At 62.8% G+C, this 21,327-nt stretch carries 22 protein-coding genes; 15 read left to right on the forward strand and 7 right to left on the reverse strand.

Going from position 1 to position 21,327, the window contains the following annotated elements; translation table 11 throughout:
* Positions 1 to 15 precede the first annotated feature (15 nt).
* The 6 genes from ACN9MO_RS14125 (at position 16) to ACN9MO_RS14150 (ending at position 4,870) form a co-directional block, all read left to right on the forward strand.
* The gene (locus tag ACN9MO_RS14125; RefSeq protein ID WP_057254776.1) at positions 16 to 219 is read left to right on the forward strand and encodes a twin transmembrane helix small protein; all 204 of its coding nucleotides are present in this window, start codon (positions 16 to 18) and stop codon (positions 217 to 219) included.
* A gap of 186 nt (positions 220 to 405) precedes the next feature.
* The gene (locus ACN9MO_RS14130) at positions 406 to 984 is read left to right on the forward strand and encodes a cob(I)yrinic acid a,c-diamide adenosyltransferase (RefSeq protein WP_058323911.1); all 579 of its coding nucleotides are present in this window, start codon (positions 406 to 408) and stop codon (positions 982 to 984) included.
* A 76-nt stretch (positions 985 to 1,060) separates the two neighbouring features.
* Entirely contained in the window at positions 1,061 to 1,852 is a 792-nt protein-coding gene (locus ACN9MO_RS14135) for a rhomboid family intramembrane serine protease (protein ID WP_057254774.1), read from the forward strand.
* 291 nt (positions 1,853 to 2,143) lie between these two features.
* Positions 2,144 to 2,893: an electron transfer flavoprotein subunit beta/FixA family protein gene (locus ACN9MO_RS14140; protein ID WP_112997124.1), complete on the forward strand. Its 750-nt coding sequence runs from the start codon at positions 2,144 to 2,146 to the stop codon at positions 2,891 to 2,893.
* Between the two features lie 22 nt (positions 2,894 to 2,915).
* Positions 2,916 to 3,845 carry an electron transfer flavoprotein subunit alpha/FixB family protein gene (locus tag ACN9MO_RS14145; RefSeq protein ID WP_057254772.1) on the forward strand — a complete coding sequence of 310 codons (930 nt, stop codon included), beginning with the start codon at positions 2,916 to 2,918 and terminating at the stop codon, positions 3,843 to 3,845.
* Positions 3,846 to 3,997: 152 nt separating this feature from the next.
* Positions 3,998 to 4,870 (forward strand): 3-hydroxybutyryl-CoA dehydrogenase, encoded by an 873-nt coding sequence (locus ACN9MO_RS14150; protein WP_057254841.1) that lies wholly within the window; start codon positions 3,998 to 4,000, stop codon positions 4,868 to 4,870.
* 71 nt (positions 4,871 to 4,941) lie between these two features.
* Here ACN9MO_RS14150 and tlpA read toward each other — a convergent pair whose 3' ends face one another.
* Positions 4,942 to 5,613, reverse strand: coding sequence for a thiol:disulfide interchange protein TlpA (tlpA, locus tag ACN9MO_RS14155; protein ID WP_113132296.1), 672 nt, complete (start codon positions 5,611 to 5,613; stop codon positions 4,942 to 4,944).
* Positions 5,614 to 5,639: 26 nt separating this feature from the next.
* Here tlpA and argH point away from each other — a divergent pair, with 26 nt between their 5' ends.
* The 4 genes from argH (at position 5,640) to ACN9MO_RS14175 (ending at position 11,592) form a co-directional block, all read left to right on the forward strand.
* A complete protein-coding gene (gene argH, locus ACN9MO_RS14160; RefSeq protein ID WP_057254770.1) occupies positions 5,640 to 7,043 on the forward strand; it encodes an argininosuccinate lyase in 1,404 nt (467 codons plus the stop codon).
* Positions 7,044 to 7,152: 109 nt separating this feature from the next.
* Entirely contained in the window at positions 7,153 to 7,347 is a 195-nt protein-coding gene (gene lptM, locus ACN9MO_RS14165; RefSeq protein ID WP_057254769.1) for an LPS translocon maturation chaperone LptM, read from the forward strand.
* Between the two features lie 118 nt (positions 7,348 to 7,465).
* Complete coding sequence (lysA, locus tag ACN9MO_RS14170; RefSeq protein WP_057254768.1) at positions 7,466 to 8,734, forward strand: diaminopimelate decarboxylase; 1,269 nt, start codon at positions 7,466 to 7,468, stop codon at positions 8,732 to 8,734.
* Between the two features lie 203 nt (positions 8,735 to 8,937).
* Complete coding sequence (locus tag ACN9MO_RS14175) at positions 8,938 to 11,592, forward strand: TIGR02302 family protein (RefSeq protein ID WP_112997127.1); 2,655 nt, start codon at positions 8,938 to 8,940, stop codon at positions 11,590 to 11,592.
* 220 nt (positions 11,593 to 11,812) lie between these two features.
* Here ACN9MO_RS14175 and ACN9MO_RS14180 read toward each other — a convergent pair whose 3' ends face one another.
* The 3 genes from ACN9MO_RS14180 to ACN9MO_RS14190 form a co-directional block, all read right to left on the reverse strand.
* The gene (locus ACN9MO_RS14180) at positions 11,813 to 12,172 is read right to left on the reverse strand and encodes a response regulator (RefSeq protein WP_057254840.1); all 360 of its coding nucleotides are present in this window, start codon (positions 12,170 to 12,172) and stop codon (positions 11,813 to 11,815) included.
* Positions 12,173 to 12,394: 222 nt separating this feature from the next.
* Entirely contained in the window at positions 12,395 to 12,940 is a 546-nt protein-coding gene (gene hpt / locus ACN9MO_RS14185) for a hypoxanthine phosphoribosyltransferase (RefSeq protein ID WP_057254766.1), read from the reverse strand.
* Positions 12,941 to 13,003: 63 nt separating this feature from the next.
* On the reverse strand, positions 13,004 to 13,666 hold the full coding sequence (locus tag ACN9MO_RS14190) for a hypothetical protein (protein WP_057254765.1): 663 nt from the start codon (positions 13,664 to 13,666) through the stop codon (positions 13,004 to 13,006).
* Positions 13,667 to 13,979: 313 nt separating this feature from the next.
* Here ACN9MO_RS14190 and ftsE point away from each other — a divergent pair, with 313 nt between their 5' ends.
* The 4 genes from ftsE to ACN9MO_RS14210 all read left to right on the forward strand — a co-directional run bounded on the left by ftsE (position 13,980) and on the right by ACN9MO_RS14210 (position 17,370).
* Complete coding sequence (ftsE, locus tag ACN9MO_RS14195) at positions 13,980 to 14,639, forward strand: cell division ATP-binding protein FtsE (RefSeq protein WP_057254764.1); 660 nt, start codon at positions 13,980 to 13,982, stop codon at positions 14,637 to 14,639.
* Entirely contained in the window at positions 14,632 to 15,654 is a 1,023-nt protein-coding gene (locus ACN9MO_RS14200; protein ID WP_057254763.1) for a cell division protein FtsX, read from the forward strand. The genes ftsE and ACN9MO_RS14200 overlap by 8 nt, the downstream gene beginning before the upstream one ends.
* Before the next feature lie 97 nt (positions 15,655 to 15,751).
* Entirely contained in the window at positions 15,752 to 16,450 is a 699-nt protein-coding gene (locus ACN9MO_RS14205) for a YdcF family protein (RefSeq protein ID WP_057254762.1), read from the forward strand.
* Between the two features lie 128 nt (positions 16,451 to 16,578).
* Positions 16,579 to 17,370, forward strand: coding sequence for a lysophospholipid acyltransferase family protein (locus ACN9MO_RS14210; protein ID WP_057254761.1), 792 nt, complete (start codon positions 16,579 to 16,581; stop codon positions 17,368 to 17,370).
* Positions 17,371 to 17,374: 4 nt separating this feature from the next.
* On the opposite strand, the gene ACN9MO_RS14215 is transcribed toward ACN9MO_RS14210, so the two are convergent.
* Positions 17,375 to 17,926 (reverse strand): gamma-glutamylcyclotransferase, encoded by a 552-nt coding sequence (locus ACN9MO_RS14215; protein ID WP_057254760.1) that lies wholly within the window; start codon positions 17,924 to 17,926, stop codon positions 17,375 to 17,377.
* Between the two features lie 202 nt (positions 17,927 to 18,128).
* Here ACN9MO_RS14215 and ACN9MO_RS14220 point away from each other — a divergent pair, with 202 nt between their 5' ends.
* Complete coding sequence (locus tag ACN9MO_RS14220) at positions 18,129 to 19,139, forward strand: DUF2125 domain-containing protein (RefSeq protein WP_057254759.1); 1,011 nt, start codon at positions 18,129 to 18,131, stop codon at positions 19,137 to 19,139.
* A 61-nt stretch (positions 19,140 to 19,200) separates the two neighbouring features.
* Here ACN9MO_RS14220 and ACN9MO_RS14225 read toward each other — a convergent pair whose 3' ends face one another.
* Positions 19,201 to 20,124, reverse strand: coding sequence for a prephenate/arogenate dehydrogenase family protein (locus ACN9MO_RS14225; protein WP_057254758.1), 924 nt, complete (start codon positions 20,122 to 20,124; stop codon positions 19,201 to 19,203).
* Positions 20,124 to 21,230 carry a histidinol-phosphate transaminase gene (gene hisC / locus ACN9MO_RS14230; protein WP_057254757.1) on the reverse strand — a complete coding sequence of 369 codons (1,107 nt, stop codon included), beginning with the start codon at positions 21,228 to 21,230 and terminating at the stop codon, positions 20,124 to 20,126. The genes ACN9MO_RS14225 and hisC overlap by 1 nt, the downstream gene beginning before the upstream one ends.
* Positions 21,231 to 21,327 lie beyond the last annotated feature (97 nt).

Below are 21,327 nucleotides of genomic sequence, written 5' to 3' on the forward strand. Positions count from 1 at the left end.
GCAAGGAAGAATACGATGTCTAGTTTCTTCACCGGCCTGACCCTGTTCGTCATGGGCTTGGTCGCCATAGTTTTGCTCCGCGGCCTCTTGAACATGATGAGGGGCGGCAGCGCCAGCAAATCCAACAAGCTGATGCAGGCCCGCGTGCTGCTGCAAGCGATCGCGATCGTCCTGATCATGGTAACGCTGTGGGTCACCGGCGGCGGCCGCCCGACCTAGATGACGCAATTCCGGACGGAAAGCCGTTTCACACCTTTCCTGGAATTGCCCGACCTAGATGACGCAATTCCGGACGGAAAGCCGTTCCACACCTTTCCTGGAATTGCCCGACCTAGATGACGCAATTCCGAACGGAAAGCCGTTTCACACCTTTCCTGGAATTGCTCTAGAGGACCGTGACGACAGATGGTGAAGCTCAACAAGATCTACACCCGGACGGGTGACAACGGCACCACCGGGCTTGTTGCAGGTCCGCGCCGCCTCAAGAGCGACCTTCGGGTCGATGCCTATGGCGCGGTGGATGAATCCAACGCCTTCGTCGGCTTGGCGCGGCAGCACACGGCCGACATCCCGGCGCTCGACGACGCGCTGATGCGGATCCAGAACGATCTCTTCGATCTTGGCGCCGATCTCGCGACGCCCGACACCGGCGAACCGCCGCAATACGAACCGCTCCGGATCGTCACAGCGCAGGTAACCTGGCTGGAGACCGAAATCGACCGGCTGAATGCCGAGCTCGAACCCTTGCGCTCCTTCGTGCTTCCAGCCGGCAGTCCTGCCTCAGCGATGTTGCATGTCGCCCGCACCGTCGCGCGGCGGGCCGAGCGGCAGATGGTAGCGCTCGCCAATGTCGAAGGAGAGATCGTCAGCAAAGAGGCGATCGCCTATATCAACCGGCTCTCCGATTTCCTGTTTGTCGCGGCGCGTTCGGCAAATGACAAAGGTCAAGCCGACGTCCTTTGGATTCCCGGAAAAAACAGATAACGTCCGCTTCCGCATCGTTCCCAAGCCGGATTCGGATTGAGGAACCGTGGCATGGAACGACGCTTCGGGAGAGAGCATGTTCATACCGCTTCACGATACGAACACCCTGAAGCACATCAAGGTCCAGTACGTCACGATCAGCCTGATCGTCGTCAACATCGTCGTCTGGCTGATCACCGGGCCGATCGCCTCGGAAGAGTTCGCCAATGCCGCAATCCTCGGCTTCGGCTATATCCCGGCGCTCATCTTCGACTATGCCCAACTCGATCCGTCACTGATCATCGTTCCCGACGGCTTCACCTTCATCACCTATTCCTTCCTGCATGGCGACTTCATGCATCTGGCGATGAACATGCTGTTCCTCTGGGTGTTCGGCGACAATGTCGAAGACGCGCTCGGGCACTTCCGCTACCTCGCCTTCTATCTGCTCTGCGCCGCCGCGGGGGCGCTTGCACATGGGCTTCTCGATCCGGCCTCAGAGGCACCGCTGATCGGCGCATCCGGCGCGATCTCCGGCGTCGTTGCCGCCTACTTCCTGCTGCATCCGAAGGTGCGCGTCTGGGTTCTGGTGTTCTTCCGCATCCCGCTGCCGCTTCCCGCGGCCATTCCGCTGGCCCTCTGGATTGGCCAGCAATTCTTCATGCTGGTCGTCGATCCTGGCAGCGGCGTTTCCTGGAGCGCCCATGTCGGCGGCATCGTCGCCGGCCTCATCCTGGTGGTCATTTTGCGACGCCGCGACGTACCGCTTTTCGACCGCACCATCGTTACGCCACGCGCCGTCCGCCACAAGGCGGAACCGGTCACGGCCGGGCAGCAGCCGGCTCCGGATGCGACAAAACCGCCGATGCCCTGGGGACGCCAGACCTGAGCGGAGCCCGGCCTTTTCCGCCCAATGAACGCGGATCGGGCGGTTTTTCAAGGACTTGCCTGCCCCCGGCCCCGCATTGACGACCTGTAAAAGACTGGCCTCGGAACCCGCTTGCCATCCGCTTATCTTACGTGTACGTAAACGTCATTCCAATTCTCGGGATTATATCGATTTAGCGCCATGCACAGCGATTGTAATTGGAGAAAAAACGCGTATCGATGTCGCCAACCGACAATCAGGCGGCTCCGTTAAGGCGCATTTTCCTGCGAAAGCTCTTGGAGGGAAGAATCCATGAAAATACTTGTGACGGTGAAGCGGGTGGTTGACTACAACGTCAAGATCCGCGTGAAGGCAGACGGTTCGGGCGTCGAGCTCGCGAACGTGAAGATGTCGATGAACCCCTTCGACGAAATCTCGGTCGAAGAAGCGCTGCGGCTGAAGGAAGCCGGCAAGGCGGAGGAAGTCGTCGTCGTTTCCGTTGGTCCGGCCAAGGCCGAAGAGACGCTACGCACGGCCCTTGCCATGGGCGCCGACCGCGCCATCCTGGTTGAGACCGAAGACCAGGTCGAGCCGCTCACTGTGGCCAAGATCGTCAAGGGCGTCGCCGAAGCCGAACAGCCGGGCCTGATCATCGTCGGCAAGCAGGCGATCGACGACGATTCGAACCAGACCGGCCAGATGCTGTCGGCTCTGCTCGGCTGGGCCCAGGGCACCTTTGCCTCCAAGGTCGAGATCGGCGATGGCAAGGCAACCGTGACCCGCGAAGTCGACGGCGGTCTGCAGACCATCGACATCAAGCTGCCGGCAGTTGTCACCACCGACCTGCGCCTCAACGAACCGCGCTACGCCTCGCTGCCCAACATCATGAAGGCGAAGAAGAAGCCGCTCGACAAGAAGACCCCTGCGGACTTCGGCGTCGACACCGCTGCCCGCCTCAAAGTGCTGAAGACCGAGGAGCCGTCGGGCCGCAAGGCCGGCATCAAGGTCAAGTCGGTCGCCGAGCTCGTCGAAAAGCTTAAAGTCGAAGCCGGCGTGCTCTGATTTAAGGAAGGGAGATATCATCATGGCCATTCTTCTTCTGGCTGACCACGACAGCAACCACCTTTCCGACCAGACCGCCAAGGCGCTGACCGCCGCCTCCAAGATCGGCGGCGATGTGCATGTGCTGGTCGCCGGTAGCGGCGCCAAGGCAGCGGCCGAACAGGCATCGAAGCTTGCCGGGGTATCCAAGGTGCTCGTCGCCGACGATGCCTCGCTTGCCAACAACCTCGCAGAGCCGCTGGCAGCCCTGATCGTTTCGCTCGCCGGCAACTACGACACCATCGTCGCAGCGGCGACCTCGGTCGGCAAGAACGTCATGCCGCGCGTCGCAGCGCTGCTCGACGTCGCCCAGGTCTCGGAAATCATCGAAGTGGTCTCTTCCGACACCTTCAAGCGCCCGATCTATGCCGGCAACGCCATCCAGACGGTGCAGACGACGGAAGCCAAGCGCGTCATCACCGTGCGCACCGCCTCCTTCGCCTCTGCCGCTGAAGGCGGTTCGGCTGCGATCGAAAGTGTCGCGGCTGCCGCCAACCCGGGTGTCTCCAGCTTCGTCGCCGACGCCCTGTCGTCGTCCGACCGTCCGGAGCTGACCTCGGCCAAGATCATCATCTCCGGTGGTCGTGCGCTCGGTTCCTCGGAGAAGTTCCAGGAAGTCATCCTGCCGGTTGCCGACAAGCTCGGTGCTGCCGTCGGCGCCTCGCGCGCCGCTGTCGATGCCGGCTACGCGCCGAACGACTGGCAGGTCGGTCAGACCGGCAAGGTGGTCGCACCTGATCTCTATATCGCCTGCGGCATCTCCGGTGCCATCCAGCACCTCGCCGGCATGAAGGACTCGAAGGTCATCGTCGCGATCAACAAGGACGAAGAGGCACCGATTTTCCAGGTCGCCGACTACGGCCTGGTTGCCGATCTCTTCGAAGCGCTGCCTGAGTTGCAGAAGGCCCTGTAACCACGGCAAGAGCCGCCCGCCGCCACCCATGAAAAGGGCTGGCAAAAGCGTGGACTTGGCATTAACAATCTACCGGGCCGGCCAAACCGGCCCGGTTTGCGTGTCTGATGGCGGCCTCACCGCCAAACCTTTGAAGATGGATGTTCGCCGCGATGATCAAGACTGTCGGAATTATTGGTGCCGGGCAAATGGGCTGTGGCATCGCGCATGTTTCGGCAATCGCCGGATACAAGGTGCAGATCTACGATCTTGCCGCTGAACGGATCGAAGCGGGCCTTGCCACCATCAACGGCAACCTCGCCCGCCAGGTATCGTCCGGCAAGATGACCGACGAGGCCCGCAAAGCCGCCTTGGCCCTGATCAAGGGCTCATCCGACATCAACGACCTGTCGCAGGCCGACCTCGTCATCGAAGCCGTCACCGAAGACGAGACGATCAAGCGCAAGATTTACGGCCAGGTTTGTCCGATCCTGAAGCCGGAAGCGATCCTGGCGACCAACACCTCTTCTCTGTCGATCACCCGTCTGGCCTCGGCCACCGATCGTCCCGAGCATTTCATGGGCATCCACTTCATGAACCCGGTTCCGGTCATGAAGCTGGTCGAGCTCGTGCGTGGCATCGCCACTGACGAGCTGACCTTCAAGACCGCCAAGGAGTTCGTTGCGACGCTCGACAAGACCGTAACGGTCGCCGAAGATTTCCCGGCCTTCATCGTCAACCGCATCCTGCTGCCGATGATCAACGAGGCGATCTACACGCTTTACGAAGGCGTCGGCAGCGTCGAGGCCATCGACACGGCGATGAAGCTTGGCGCCAACCATCCGATGGGCCCGCTGCAGCTCGCCGACTTCATCGGCCTCGACACCTGCCTGTCGATCATGCAGGTGCTCTATGACGGCTTGGCGGATTCGAAGTATCGCCCCTGCCCGCTGCTGGTGAAATACGTCGAGGCAGGCTGGCTCGGCCGCAAATCCGGCCGCGGCTTCTACGACTACCGCGGCGAGATTCCGGTTCCGACCCGCTAACTTGTCGTCAAAGGCAAAGAAAAACCCGGCGATCCGCCGGGTTTTTGTTTTGTGCACCTACCGATCCCGCCTCAGCTACCGACTGCCGGGGCGACAGCGGCGCTGATCAGCGCCTTGGCATCATCGCTGTCCCAGGCGGCCGGGCCGTTCATCGAGCCGATGAGGCAGCCCTTGTCATCGAGCAGCAAGGTCGCCGGCAGGCCGAAGGCAAGGCCTTCCTTCTTCATGTTGTTGAAGACGCCCATGGAGGCGTCGCGGTAGTAGCCAAGGTCGTGCACGGCGGTCTCGTCGAGGAACGCCTTCGGCTTCTCGTCGTCGCCGACGTCGATGTTGATCGCCACCACCTCGAACTTGTCGCTGCCGAGCGACTTCTGCAGTGTGTTGAGCGCCGGCATTTCCTCGCGGCACGGCACGCACCAGGTGGCCCAGAGGTTGACGAGCAGGGTCTTGCCGGCAAAGGCCGAGACATTGGTCGGCTTGCCATCCGGACCGTTGAAGTCGAGCGCGATCGGCCGCGGCGACGAAGCCGGCGACATGGCGGCGACATGACCCTTCATGAACGGCGTCAGCGACGCGACCTTGGCTGATGTCAGCGGGCAGCTGGTGCTGGCCGTTTCAGTCGCCTCACCATTGCCAGACCCCGTCTCCTTCACGTATACCGCTGCCGCACCGACGATCACGCCAAACAGGGCGGCGAGCGCGAACAGTTTCACGGCCGGGGGGGATTTCTTCTGGTCGGGCATTTCATTCTCCAAGGCGGGCATTCTTCATGGCTGACGGCAATTCCGAGACGAAATCCTCCAACCAAATGTGGGGCGGTCGCTTTGCCTCGGGTCCGGACGCGATCATGGAGGAGATAAATGCCTCGATCGGCTTCGACAAGAAGCTCTATGCCCAGGACATCCGCGGCTCAATAGCGCATGCGACGATGCTGGCGCATCAAGGCATCATTTCGACTGAAGACAAAGACAAAATCGTTCACGGCCTCAACACGATCCTGTCAGAGATCGAAAGCGGCCAGTTCGAGTTCTCGCGCCGCCTCGAAGACATCCACATGAACATCGAAGCGCGGCTTGCGACACTGATCGGTCCCTCCGCCGGTCGCCTGCACACCGCCCGCTCGCGCAACGACCAGGTGGCGCTCGACTTCCGCCTCTGGGTCAAGGAAGAGCTGCAGCGGACTGAGAAGGCGCTGACGGCGCTGATCGCCGCCTTCCTCGACCGTGCCGAGGAACATGCCGATACCGTCATGCCGGGCTTCACACACCTGCAGACCGCGCAGCCGGTCACCTTTGGCCACCATTGCATGGCCTACGTGGAAATGTTCGGCCGCGACCGCTCGCGCGTGCGCCACGCCATCGAGCATATGGACGAAAGCCCGATCGGTGCTGCCGCACTCGCCGGCACCGGCTTCCCGATCGACCGGCACATGACCGCCAAGGCGCTCGGCTTCGCCGGCCCGACCCGCAACTCGATCGACACCGTGTCCGACCGTGACTTCGCGCTCGAATTCCTGTCGATGGCATCGATCACGGCCACGCACCTGTCGCGCCTCGCCGAAGAGATCGTCATCTGGTCGACCCCGCAATTCGGCTTCATCCGCCTGTCCGATGCGTTTTCGACCGGCTCCTCGATCATGCCGCAGAAGAAGAACCCCGATGCCGCCGAACTGGTGCGCGCCAAGACCGGCCGCATCAACGGTTCGCTGGTAGCACTTCTGACGGTCATGAAGGGCCTGCCGCTCGCCTATTCCAAGGACATGCAGGAAGACAAGGAACAGGTCTTCGATGCCGCCGAGAGCCTCGAGCTGGCGATTGCCGCCATGACCGGCATGGTGCGCGACATGACTGTTCGCACCGACCGCATGAAGGCGGCCGCCGGCTCCGGCTATTCGACCGCGACCGATCTTGCCGATTGGCTGGTGCGCGAGGCGGGCCTGCCCTTCCGCGACGCCCACCACGTCACGGGCCGGGCCGTAGCACTTGCCGAACAGAAGGCCTGCGATCTGGCGGATCTCTCGCTTGCCGACCTGCAATCGATCCACGCCGACATCACCGAGAAGGTCTTCGACGTTCTGACGGTCGAGGCTTCGGTTGCCAGCCGCACCTCCTTCGGTGGCACTGCGCCCAACGAGGTTCGCAAACAGATCGCCTGGTGGCGCGCCCGAAACTAAGGGATGAGCGAAGGTGTGGGCGGCCTCCGCCCGCAAATTCAGGGTGCACAAGCGCCGGAAAAATCGATAAGACATCGCACCAGCATCAGTCCCGCGAAGGAAAATAACGATGACATTCACGAAGGCGGCCCGGCTTGCGCTCCTGCTGGCGATCCCCGGGCTGGTTCTTGTCGGTTGCGGACGCAAGGGCGATCTCGACCGCCCCGGTTCGACGGCGCCGATCAACACCAAGGCGCCCGCCGGCACCGTCGAGCAGAAGGAAAAACCGGACGACCGTCCTTTCCTGCTCGATCCCCTCCTCTAGATCCGCTCATCGTTTCCAACGAACCATTGAATTGATCTAACTCTTTGAAATTACGCAATTCCGGACGAAAAACCGCTTCATACTCTCCTGGAATTGCGCAAAAGCCGAGCTGCAGCCCGTGAACCACTTCCAGTACCGCGACGGAATCCTCTACGCTGAAGACGTGCCGGTCACCGACATCGCGCGCGCCGTCGGCACGCCTTTCTATTGCTATTCGACCGCCACGCTCGAGCGCCACTACACGGTCTTTTCCAAGGCCTTCGCCGATGTGGACGCGATGGTCTGCTATGCGATGAAGGCCAACTCGAACCAGGCGGTGCTGAAGACGCTCGGTCGCCTGGGCGCCGGCGTCGACGTCGTCTCGGGCGGCGAACTGCGCCGCGCCCTTGCAGCCGGCATTCCCGCAAGCCGGATCATGTTCTCCGGCGTCGGCAAGACGCCGCAGGAAATGGACCTGGCGCTGGACGCCGGCATCTATTGCTTCAACGTCGAGTCCGAGCCGGAACTCGAAGTCTTGAACCAGCGCGCCGTGCGCGCCGGCAAGCGCGCCCATGTCTCCTTCCGCATCAACCCTGACGTCGACGCGAAGACCCACGCCAAGATCTCGACGGGCAAGAAGGAAAACAAGTTCGGCATTTCCTGGGAGCGCGCCCGCGCCGTCTATGCCCATGCCGCCACGCTGCCCGGCATCCAGGTCACCGGCATCGACATGCATATCGGCAGCCAGATCACCGAACTGCAGCCCTTCGACGACGCCTTCAAGCTGCTGCGCGAGCTGGTCGACACGCTGCGCTCCGATGGCCACTCGATCGACCACGTCGACATCGGCGGGGGCTTGGGCATTCCCTACAAGGACGACAACAACCCCCCGCCGCTGCCCGATGCCTATGCGGAAATCGTCAAGAGCCAGCTGCAGTCGCTCGGCTGCAAGATCGTCACCGAACCGGGCCGGCTGATCGTCGGAAATGCCGGCATCCTCGTGACCGAAGTGATCTACGTGAAGGATGGCGGCGACAAGACCTTCGTCATCGTCGACGGCGCGATGAACGACCTCATCCGCCCGACGCTTTATGAGGCCTATCACGAGATCCGCCCTGTTCGCATCTCCGCCGCCAACGCCCCGCGCATCCGTGCCGACGTCGTCGGGCCCGTCTGCGAAACCGGCGACTACCTGGCGCTCGATCGCGAGATGGCGATGCCGAAGCCCGGCGATCTCTTCGCCATCAGCTCGGCAGGTGCCTATGGCGCCGTCCAGGCCAGCACCTACAATTCCCGTCTGCTGATCCCTGAAGTTCTGGTCAAGGGCGACCGCTTCCACGTCGTTCGTCCGCGTCAGGATTATGATGCCCTGATCGGCCTCGATTCGGTTCCGGACTGGCTCGCCTGAGGCGATCCGCACCAACGACGACAATCTGTGGATCGGCCACCCGGGCGATCACGATTCTGTTTGCGCCCTCGTCTTCGCCACAAAGGATGGTATCCTGAAGGCCAGCGGAATAAGCTAAGCTGCGCCGTCTCCGGCCGCATCTCGCTTTACGATATAGGGTCAGCCACGAGCGTTGACGGGCGACCGAAAGGAAACTTGGGCGGATGACGCAATTCCGGCAGGATGAAACGCCACAACCGAAGCCGTTTTCGAGAACCCTGGCACTGAAGAGATGGCTGGCGCGCTCGGTGCTGGTCGCCGAACAGCTTCTGCCGCGCACCCTCCTGCCCGGTTCTATCGTTCTTCTATTTCTCGCCTGCGCTTGGCTCGGCTTCTTCCGCGTGGCACCGTTCTGGCTGCATGCCGCAGCCCTCTTTGCCTTCGCCATCGGTTTTCTCGCATCGCTGTTTCCGCTGACGCGGATCCGTTTGCCCGGAAATGTCGACGCGGACCGCATGCTGGAAGAGCGCAACGCCCTGCCCCACCAGGCGATCCGCGTCCAGGACGATCGGCCGGCAACCGACAATCCACTGGGCGAGGCGCTGTGGCGCGAGCACCAGGCCCGCATGGCACGGATGATCGGCGCGCTCGAGACGGGGCTTCCGCGTCCTGATATCGCCCGACACGATCCTTTTGCCCTGCGTGCCGTACCGGTGCTTCTCGCCTGTGTCGCCTTCGCCTATTCCTATTCCAACCGCGCCGGCCTGCTCAGCGACGCGCTGCGCCTGCCGCAGGCTGCGGTCGAAACGGCCGATATCCGCATCGATGCCTGGGTGACGCCACCCGCCTATACCGGCCGTGCCCCGATTTTCCTCACCGGAAAGCCGGAGGCCGTATCGGCTGCGGAGGACACCGGGGCCATTACCATCCCGCAATTCAGCGACCTGACGGTCCGTGTCACCGGGGCCGGACCGGACCAGATCGTCCGGTTTGCGGAAAGCGGCGCGGCCAAGGCAATCGCCATTCCGGCGGTCGGCGAGAAAGCCGGGGAAACGAAGCCCAAGCCGAAGGTGGGCGAGGCCGGGCCCAAGGTCGCCGAAATGGCTGCGCCCTCGCCTGCCCGCAACCCGAATGCCGTGCGCAACCATGTCTACAAGATTGTCAAGGACGGCGAGCTCGTCGTCGGGGATCGGCGCTGGGCTTTCAAGATCATTCCGGATGGTGTGCCGCAGATCTCCTTCGACGGCATTCCTCGTCCAACCGTCAATGCGGCGCTGGAAATCACCTTCGCTGCAACGGACGATTACGGCATCGCCCAGGCCTGGGCCGAGATCCAGCCGCTCGACGAAGCCGCAGAGGGAGCCCGCCCGCTCTATCCGTTGCCGGAATACCGGCTCGACCTGCCGCGCCGCAACGCGCGCGAAGCCAAGGGCACGACCAGCCGAAACCTCAGCGAACATCCGCTTGCCGGCAAGCGCGTGAAGGTCACACTCGTCGCCCGCGACGCCGCAGGCCAGGAGGGCCGCAGCCCGCCGCATGAAATGATCCTGCCCGCCCGCCAGTTCATCCAGCCGCTCGCCGGCGCGGTCGCCGAGCAACGCCAGGTCTTCGCCCTCAATGCCAACGACCTGCCGCGCGCGCTCGACCTCAACGATGCCGTTGCTTCGCTTGCCGAGGACTGGATCCCCAACCTCACGCATTTCCTGCTGCTGAAATCGGCTCGCACGCGCATGGCCCTTGCCTACAACGAAGACATGCTGCGTGACGCCGCCGGATACCTATGGGAGATCGCGCTCGGCATCGAAGATGGCGACCTGTCACTCGCCGAGCGGCGCCTGCGCGACGCACAGCAGGCGCTCTCGGACGCGCTGGAGCGCAATGCGTCCGACCAGGAAATCGCCAAGCTGATGCAGGAGCTGCGCCAGGCCATGCAGGAGTACATGCAGGCCCTCGCCCAGCAGGCGGCGAAAGACCCGCGCATGGCCGGCAAGATGAACCCGAACAACATCCTGCGCCAGCAGGACCTCGAAAGGATGATGAACCAGATCGAGAACCTGGCGCGCTCCGGCGCGCGCGATCAGGCACGCCAGCTGCTGTCGGAACTGCAGCGGATGATGAACAATCTGCAGGCCGGCCGCGGCCAGCAGCAGATGGGCCAGCAGAACGATGCCATGAGTCAGCAGATCGAGAAGCTCGGCAAATTGCTGCAGGATCAACAAAAGCTCATGGACGAGACCTTCAAGCTCGACCAGGCGCAGCGCGACCGGATGCAGCGCGGCGACCCGTTGCAGGGCGAGGATAACGAGCTCTTCGGTCAGGAGATGCCGCAGGATCCGGAACAGCGCGGCGATCCGAATGGCCAGCCCAACCCGCTTGACGAGATGACCGCCGAACAGCTGAAGGATGCGCTCAAGCAGTTGAAGCAGCAGCAAGACGCGCTTGGCAAGCAGCTCGGAGAACTCAACAAGAGCCTCGAAAACATGGGCATCAAGCCGGGCAAGGGTTTCGGCGAAGCCCAGCGGGAAATGGACGGAGCCTCCGGCGCGCTTGGCAAGGGCCAGGGCGAACAGGCGGTGGGCAATCAAGGCCGTGCGCTACAGGCGCTGCGCCAAGGCGCCCAGGACATGATGAACCAGATGCAGAGCCAGGGTCAGGGCCCCGGCATGGGCGTCCCGCAATTCGGCCAGAACGGCCGCGACCCGCTTGGCAGGCCCCAGAACAACCGCGGTCCGGAATTTGGTGACCACGTGAAGGTGCCCGAGGAATTTGACACGCAACGCGCCCGCCAGATCCTCGAAGAGATCCGCCGCCGGCTTGGAGATAACCTGTCGCCGGAGGCCGAGCGGCAATATCTCGAGCGCCTGCTCGACATGCAATGAGCCCGTAGCTGGTTCGGGCCAGCCGATCCGATATTCCGGTCCTCGCGAGGCGCAGCGTTGCGGCGCCTAGAGCAATTCCAGGAAAAGTGCGAAACGGTTTTCCGTGCGGAATTGCGTAATTTCAAAGACTTAGGTCATTTCAGTGTTTCGATGAAACAATGAAATGATCTAGCCTCAAGCCCACGACCTCGGCAGCAATCAGTTGTCGGATTGGGATTCGTCAGGCAGCCAGCGCGAGCGCAACGGCCTTGCGGATATCGGGAAGGGAAAACGGCTTGGAGATGACGTCGACGATCTTGTCGGCCAGATCGTCGGCCCGCTCGCGCTGTTCGGCATAGCCGGTCATCAGCAGGATCTTCATTGCCGGAAAGGCAGCCGACGCCTGATGCGTCAGCTCGATGCCGTCCATGACGGGCATGCGAATGTCGGAAAGCAGGAGATCGAAAGCCTCGCTCTGGAGGCAGGCAAGGCCGTCGGCACCGTCGCCCGCCTCGACCGTCTCATGGCCGTCGAGCTTCAGTGCCCGCGCGACGAAGGAACGCAACGCATCCTCGTCCTCGGTAATCAGGATTTTCGCCATCATGGCCTCCGCGTTTCCGAGGCGCGGCTTTCGCCGACGCCCGCACCTGATCCAAAAGGTTACAGCGGGCGTCGGTCATCGACCGGACACGACGGCGCTGCAGCACCGCCAATCCGATAGGGAATCACCACGCGGTACATCCCCAACCAACCAGTTTTTCGTTTGTGTTCGGTAAACGCGCGGCGACCGGATTTCAGGGTCGGCGTGCCGTTTTGACACGCCTTACTCGGCGTCGCCGGTGACGACACCTACAAAAGGCAGCTCGCGGAAGGCATAGGCGACATCCATGCCATAGCCGACAACGAAGTGATCGGGGCATTCGAAACCGACATAATCGGCTTCGAGCTCGACCTTCCGCTTGACGCGCTTGTCGAGCAGCACGGCGATCGTCACGTTGCGCGCGCCGCGCTCGTACATCAGCTCCTTGGCGAAACGCAGTGTCCGGCCGGATTCGAGAATGTCGTCGATCAAAAGCACGTCACGCCCATGCACGTCGCTGTCGATATCCTTGATGATCTTCACGCCCTGAGAGACCGTACCGAGCCCGTAGCTCGACAGCGTGATGAACTCGACTTCCGGTGCAAGGCCGGTGTTGTGCATGGCGCGGATCAGGTCTGCAGCAAAGATGAACGATCCCTTGAGCACCGCGATCACCAGCAGATCCTTGTGCGGACCGTTGACGATCATCCCGGCCAACTCGCTGTTGCGCGCGGCAATCGTTTCGGCCGTGTAGAGAGGTTCGATATTCTTACCGCGAACAACGGGCATCAAGGCTTCTCCAGCGTTTCATCCGGAAGACCAAAGCCTTCCCATCCGCGCCGCTTAGCACAATCAGCGGGCTGAAACACCGTTTTCAGCGAAGGAAACCGTCACATCGGGCATTTTTCCACCTGCATAGGGCAGCCGCGTCCTGAAATGGCGGCTCTCGCCCGGCGCGATTGCCGCGCCTTCGGGCATCACGCGCGTGGTCGTAACCTGGCGCCCGTTGGCTGCCACCCCCACCACGACGAGCGGCAGGCGCTGTTCGACATCGGAGCGGTTGTCGATCGAGCCGTAGACGGAAAGCACCCGCATGCCGCCGGAATAGTCGAGAGAGCTCGTGACCCCTGATATCGCAAGCGGCTGGATATCGGCCTGCCCGTCGCCCGCGAAACCGACGATCACCAGAAAGGATGCGAGTGCGAAACCCGCGACCAGGCCGGCGAAGCGGCGCGCCGGCATGTCGCGCAGCCGCGCTTCGGCGAGGCTCAACAGTCGGCCGGCAAGCGACGTTTCGTCGGCCACGACCGTCAAGGTCGGCCGTTTCTGATTTCCCATCTTGGCGTTGTCGTTGAACACCGGATAGGGCGTTCGGCGCGACGAGGGAGCAATCACCTCGAACTCGGCATCGACATAGTCGACGCGTCGCGGCATCGCGGCTGCCTCACGACCGCCCCGTTCGGGCGGCAGGAAGTCCGCCGAAGCGCCGGCGGTTTTGGTCCGGAATGCATGCATGACCAGTTCCTCCTGTCCCACAGGGGCACGGTGCGGCCACTCGACCTACCGCCTCGACTGCGAAACCATCGGGCAATGCGCGAACCCTTGGCATGCAAGAATCTAGGCATTGCATCAATTCTTTCCGACACGTAAACCGGAATGGTTAATGTTTCGGAAAGACGTCGCGAAAGCGGCACCTTTTCATGAAAAATTAACCGCTGCTTAACCATGATTCCGCTGGCGGTTTTGCCTTTCGAGGCTGGTCGTCCTATGCGCGGAGGACCGGAACCGGCCGTCGGTTGCAGGGCCGTGAGAGAGACTGGGCTGTCGCTTGATTCACTTTGAGAACGTCGGACTGCGCTATGGCATGGGACCGGAAATCCTCCGGGACCTGACCTTCGATATTCCGCGCCGTTCGTTCCAGTTCCTGACCGGTCCGTCGGGCGCCGGCAAGACCACCCTTTTGAGACTGCTGTTCCTCTCGCTGCAGCCGACGCGCGGCCTGATCCGGATGTTCGACCGCAACATCTCGTCGATCCCGCGCGAGGAGTTCCCGATGCTGCGCCGGCGCGTCGGCATCGTCTTCCAGGATTTTCGCCTGCTCGATCACCTGACCACCTATGAGAACGTCGCCCTGCCGCTGCGCGTCCGCGGCAAGGAGGAATCGAGCTATCGCGCCGACGTGCTGGAACTGTTGAAATGGGTCGGCCTCGGCGAGCGCATCAATGTCCTGCCGCCGGTTCTTTCAGGCGGCGAAAAGCAGCGCGCGGCGATCGCGCGGGCGCTGATCGACCGGCCAGAGATCCTGCTTGCCGACGAACCGACCGGCAACGTCGATCCGCCGATGGCCAGGCGCCTCCTCAACCTCTTCCTCGAGCTGAACCGGCTCGGCACCGCGGTGGTGATCGCCACCCACGATCTGTCGCTGATGGATCAGGTGGAGGCGCGACGCATGATCCTTTCGCAGGGGCGGCTCGACATCTATGAGTGACAGCCGCACGAAACGCCAGAAGGATGCGCCCGAGCAGGCGTCGGAGCCGCAACAACGCCGGACGGAAATGCGCGTGCGGCCGACCGGCCCGATCGTGCCTTCGACCAATGTCTCCGGCCATGCGCTGATGTGCGTCATCGCCATCATGTCGTTCCTTGCCTGCCTGACACTCGGCGGCGTCAGCATGGTCAGGGCAACGGCCCAGAGCTGGCAGTCGCAGATCTCCCGCGAGATCACCGTCCAGATCAAGCCGGACGATAGCCTCGACATGGAGAAGGCGCTCGCCGATGCCCGCGATCTGGCGCTGACCTTCAGCGGCACGACCGATGGCAAGATCGTCGATCGCGCCGCCACCGCGCGCCTACTGGAACCCTGGCTCGGCGAGGGCCTCGATCTCGACGAATTGCCGGTGCCGCGGCTGATCATCATCACCATCGACGAAAACAATCCGCCCGATTTCGCCGCCATGCGCAAGGCGCTGACCGAGACGATCCCACAGGCCTTCCTCGACGATCACCGCACCTGGGTCGACCGGCTCGTCGCCATGGCCAATACCACGGCGATGATCGGCACCGGCGTGCTGGCCCTCGTGTTCTCCGCCATGGTGCTGACGGTGATTTTCGCCACCCGCGGCGCCCTTTCCGGCAACCGTCACATCGTCGAGGTGCTGCATTTCGTCGGTGCCGAGGCCGGTTTCGTCGCCTCCGAATTCCAGAAGCATTTTCTGAGAATCAGCCTCAAGGGTGCCGGCACCGGCGGCCTGCTTGCCGCGCTGTCCTTTGCGCTTGCCGGCTTCTGGCAGTCGCAGACATTGGCAACACCGCAGACCGATCAGGCAACCGCCCTCTTCGGAACCTTTACCATTGGCTATGGTGGCTATCTCGGTATCGCCGCCATCATCGTCGTCATCGCCATCCTGACGACCGTGACCGCTCGCCTCACGGTCATGCGCACGATCCACGAGATCGACCTCATCCGTTCGGACCCCGGCCGCACGGATCTCTACCAGAGCTGAACCGCCCGATGTTTCGCCGTGCCTCGATCTATTCCTTGCCGTAATCTGTGGCTATGTGAAGAGAATCATGATGGCGCGAGAATTACGCGGGAACGGGATGGCCGGAGGAGGCAAATGGCAGGGGAAAGCCGACGATGGCCGGCGGCCCCGCAGCCTCTTGCGCAAAATTCTCCGGCGAACGTTCTTCGTCCTCCTGTTACCGCTCGCGCTCCTGATCGGCGCCTTCCTCAATTTCGCCGACACCGTCGCATCGCTGCAGCCACCCGTGCATCCCAAGGCGGATGCGATCGTCGTCCTGACCGGTGGTTTCCAGCGCATCGACCAAGCGGTCGATCTCTTGAAGGGCGGCGCCGGAAAGCGCCTGCTCATCTCCGGCGTCCACCCGACGACCACCGGCAGCCAGATCCGCCGCAACACCCAGAGCTCCGCCGATCTCTTCAAATGCTGCGTCGATATCGGTCATGAGGCGATCGATACCATCGGCAACGCCACCGAGACGGCACAATGGATCCGTGATCGCGGCTATACGAGCGTGCTCGTCGTTACCAACAACTACCATATGCCACGCAGCCTGCTGGAGCTTCGGCGTACCCGCCCGGAGACGGAATTCATCCCCTACCCGGTGGTCAATTCGGATCTCAAGACGACGAACTGGCTGCGCAACCCGATGGTACTGAAATCGATCCTCCTGGAGTTCGGGAAGTATACGATCGCATCGGTTCGCGATCTCGCCGGCGCCCGGCCGACGAGCGGCCTGCGCACCGATTCCTCACGCGCCACGCCGGCGGAAGAATAGAGGCCCTCGAGAACGTCGATGGCCTAAAGTGAGAGAGGGCAGTTTTCCTTCGGCACGGTTTCGTGTAGGCAGCGATCAATCGGCCTGACGCCGAGCCCCTTAAGAACTCGCCTACGAGAGCGTGCCTGATGATCGTCTTGCGTTCGATCCTTTTCAACATGGTGTTCTACGCCAATCTGATCGTGCAGATGATCGTGCTGACGCCGATCTATTTCCTGCTGCCGCGCAAGAAGGCCTGGTTCGTTCCCAAGAACTGGGTGCGCAGCAATCACTGGCTGCTCGACAAGATGGTCGGGACGACCTTTGAGATCGAAGGCTTGGAGAACCTCCCGAAGGTCCCCTACATCTTCGCTCCCAAGCACCAGTCCTTCTGGGATGCCTATGCGCTGCTCCCCTGGCTCGACGATCCCTTCTACATTCTGAAGCGTGAGCTCACCTGGATCCCGCTGTTCGGTTGGTACATCCTCAAGCAGCGCATGGTTCCGGTAAACCGGGCCGCACGCGGCAAGGCGATGACCAGCGTCATGGATCGCACCAAGCAGGAAATGGCAACCGGCCGCGAACTCATCATCTACCCGGAAGGCACGCGCCGCCCGCCGGGCGCTCCGCCGGAGTACAAGTACGGCATCGCCCGCCTCTACCGCGACCTGAACGTGCCTGTCGTGCCGGTCGCCATGCATCCCGGCCTCTTCTGGCCGCGCCGCAAGTTCCTGCGCTTTCCCGGCCACTTCAAGGTCCGCATCCTGCCGCCGGTCGAGGCGGGCATGGATCCGGATGCATTCCTTGCCAAGCTCATGGAAGTCACGGAGAAGGCCAGTGACGAACTGCTTGTCGAAACGGTGCAGAACAATCCGCACCTGCCGCTGCCGCCAACCGCCGAGCAAAGGCTGAAGGAACTGAAGGCCGCCGGCAGGGCCTGAGCGATCAGGCCCGCGCACGCTGGCGTGTCTGCTCGAGCAGGCCCACCACCTCTTCCAGCCAGTGATCGCGGATGCCCATTTCCTTGAGATGGGCAAGCGTGTTGAACACATACTCGCTGTTCGGCCCGGATTTTCCGGTCGAAACGGCGACGATATCGGCCGCCTCACCGGTGCTGAGCGTTCCGGCATACTGGACGTGGTCGCGGTCGATGACATAGGCAAGCGCCGGCACCCGCCGTCCATCGGCAAGCAGCACCGGCATCGTGCGCTCCTTGTAGACATGCGTCACCAGTTCACGCTCGCGCAGATAATCGGTAACACTCTCCCGCTGCCCACGCTCGACACGAAAAGCCGTGCCGATGCAGGAGCCGCCTCGGTCGAGCCCAAGCACCAGTCCCGGCCGCTGTTCGGTGCCGCGGTGAACCCAGGAATGCACGCAGAGCGACCGGCGATAGCCGAATGCGCGTGCCGTCAGCTTCTCCTCGAAGGCAAAGCCGGGGTTCCACATTAGCGACCCGTAGCCAAAGACCCAAAATTCGTCCATATCCACTGTCATTCAACCCGCGCTGTCTGCTCTCGCCACCGAATCACCATCGGCTTGTAGGAATGGTCAGCCATGTCGGTTTCTACGGCACAGCATCTCGGCACGAAAGAGACAAGCTCGTCCTCGTGCACCCGAAGACAAGAATAGTTTTGCGGATCGGCGGCGCCACCCGAAAGGCAGCCGCAGTCCAGTTTAGAGTGAGGTATCCGCGCCCATGTCGGCAACCGCAGTTTCCAATCCCTCGCCGGTCAGCCGGAAGTTCCGCTGGCTGACGGCAGGCATCGTGCTTGTCGCCGGCATCTATTCGACCGGCTGGTTCCTCGCCGCCGATCAGATCGAGAAACGCCTCACGGCCCGTCTTGCCGATGGACAGGCAGCCGGCCTCGGCGGCGAATGCACGAACATGGACGTGCGCGGCTTTCCGTTCCGAATCGGCCTCTTCTGCGACAAGGTCCACCTCGACGACACCCGCCATGGCACATCCGCCTCCTTCGGGGCGCTGCGCACAGCCGCCCAGGTCTACCAGCCCGGCCACGCCGTGATCGAGCTCGACGGCCCGGCCGAAATCCGGGCGTCGCCCGGCCTCAACGTCTTCGCCGACTGGACGCTGCTGCATGCGAGCGTGCGTGCGACCTTGTCCGGTGTCGACCGCACCTCGCTCACCTATGACAACCTCACCGGTCGGGTGCGCCTGCCGCTTGCGGGCGACGGTCTTGGCTTCGGCGCCAGCCACGGCGAACTGCACCTGCGCCAGAACGGCGCGGATCTTGATGCCGCTTTGAGCGTCGACAAGCTCGACCTTCGTCCGGAGGAAGGCCCGAGCTACGCGCCGCCGGCCACGGTGGCTGCGGACCTGACCTTCACCGACAAGGCCGGGTGGATGGCAACCACACCGACACCGGAGATGTTTCGCGGCAGCAAGGGCGAACTCCGACAGCTCACCCTCGATCTCGGCTCCGGCATGAACGCCAAGCTTTCCGGCCCCTTCTCGGTCAACGATCAGGGACTGATTTCCGGCGAGTTCTCGCTGACGATGACGAATATCGAGGCCTGGCGGGCCAATCTGGTCAAGCTGATTCCCGACGACGCCAACCTCGTCGACAACACCGCGAACATGCTGAAGGCGCTCGCCAACGGCAAGGACGAGGCGACCGTGAAGCTCAACGTGCGCGACGGCACGGCGTTTCTCGCCTTCATCCCGATCGGCGTCCTGCCGACGCTCTAGATCGTCGAACACCCGCTTCCGGACGGAAGACCGTTCCTCGGTCTTCCTCGACTTGCTCAGCTTATTTCTGATCCATGGCATGCCGGCCGAAGTCCGGCATCGCCGTATCCTGGCCCGCCTGGATGATCGAGCGGCGGATGGCGCGGGTGCGGGTGAAGAGGTCGAAGAGCTTCTCGCCGTCGCCCCAGCGGATCGCCCGCTGCAGATAGGCGAGATCCTCCGAAAACCGCGCCAGCATCTCCAGGATCGCGTCCTTGTTGTGCAGGCAGACGTCACGCCACATGGTGGGATCGGATGCCGCGAGACGGGTGAAGTCGCGGAAACCCGAGGCCGAATACTTGATGACTTCGGATTCGGTGACGGTCTCGAGATCATCGGCGGTTCCGACGATGTTGTAGGCGATGATGTGCGGCAAGTGCGAAACGATCGCCAGCACCTTGTCGTGGTGCTCGGCGTCCATCTCCTCGACCATCGAGCCGAGCGTTTCCCAGAAACGCCGGAGCCGCGCGACCGCTTCCCCATCAGCGCCCTCCGGCGGCGTCAGGATGCACCAGCGGCCGCGGAAGAGGCCGACGAAGCCGGCATCCGGGCCCGAGTGCTCGGTACCGGCGATCGGATGCCCCGGCACGAAATGAACGGTCTCGGGCAGATGCGGCGCCATCTGCGCAATCACTGAGCCTTTGGTCGAGCCGACATCGGTGACGATCGCACCGGGCTTCAGATGCGCAGCAATCTCGGCCGCCACGGCACCGGACGCGCCGACCGGGACCGAGACGATCACGAGGTCCGCGTCGCGAACGGCGTCGGCCGCAGACAGCGTATAGCGATCGCCGAGCCCGAGCTCCTGCGTACGCTTCAGCGTCGCCTCGCTGCGCGTGGAGACGACGAGCGTACCGGCAAGCTGCTTCTCGCGGATATCGCGCGCGATCGACGAGCCGATGAGACCAATGCCGATGAGGGCGATCGTTTCAAACTGCTGAGCCATTATTTCCGTCCCATGAATTCGATCAGCGCCGCGATGACGCCTTCGTTGGCTTCTTCCGAGCCGATGGTCATGCGCAGCGCATTGGGGAAGCCGTAGCTGCTGACCGCCCGCAGGATATAGCCGCGGCTGGTCAGGAAATCATCGGCTTCCTCGGCCCGCTTGCCGTTTTCTTCCGGAAAGTGGATCAGCACGAAATTCGTGACCGAGGGCGTGATGCGCAGCCCGATCGCTTCGAGCGCTTCGCTGACACGCGCAAGCCAGGTGAGATTGTGATCAACCGCCGTTGCCACGAAAGCCTGATCACGGATCGCCGCAGCACCCGCCGCGATAGAGGGCGCACTGAGGTTGAAGGGCCCGCGGACACGGTCGACCGCGTCGATCACCTCCGGCGGTGCATACATCCAGCCGATGCGCAAACCCGCAAGGCCGTAGATCTTCGAGAAGGTGCGGGTCATCACCACATTGCGGCTGGCCGAGACGAGCTCCAGCCCGGCGGCATAGTCGTTGCGGCGCACATATTCGGCATAGGCCGCGTCGAGCACCAGCAGCACACCCTCGGGCAGCCCCGCATGCAGCCGGCGGACTTCATCGACGGGGATGTAGGTGCCGGTCGGATTGGCCGGATTGGCCAGGAAGACGACCTTGGTGCGCTCGGTGACCGCCGCGAGAATGGCATCGACATCGACGCGCGCATCCTTCTCCTTGACGGTAATGGGCGTCGCGCCCGCCGCCAGGATCTGGATCTTGTAGACGAGGAAGCCATGCTCGGTGATGATGCCTTCGTCGCCGGGCCCGAGATAAGTGTGGCAGAGAAGCCCGAGCAGTTCGTCCGACCCATTGCCGCACATGATGTTTGCCGGGTTGAGGCCGTGCACGGCACCGATCGCCTCTCGCAGCGCCCGCGCCTGGCCATCCGGATAACGTTCGAGGTTGAAGGCAGCCGACTGGAAGGCTTCGATCGCTTTCGGGCTTGCGCCAAGCGGCGTCTCGTTGGACGAGAGTTTATGCACCTTGGCGACACCCGGCGCATGCTCCTTGCCCGGCACATAAGCGGCAATATCCAGGATGCCGGAACGCGGCTCAGGGCTCTTCGAAGCAAGGCTCATCGGGTCAGCTTTCTTTGGCCATCAAAGTGCTGCAGCAACCGATACGTGCCATGGGAGGCGCGCGGCGCTGCAGGCAGGAAAAGAGGTCAAGCCATTA

This window comes from Ensifer sp. R-19, from assembly GCF_049905105.1.
GTDB lineage: Bacteria > Pseudomonadota > Alphaproteobacteria > Rhizobiales > Rhizobiaceae > Ensifer.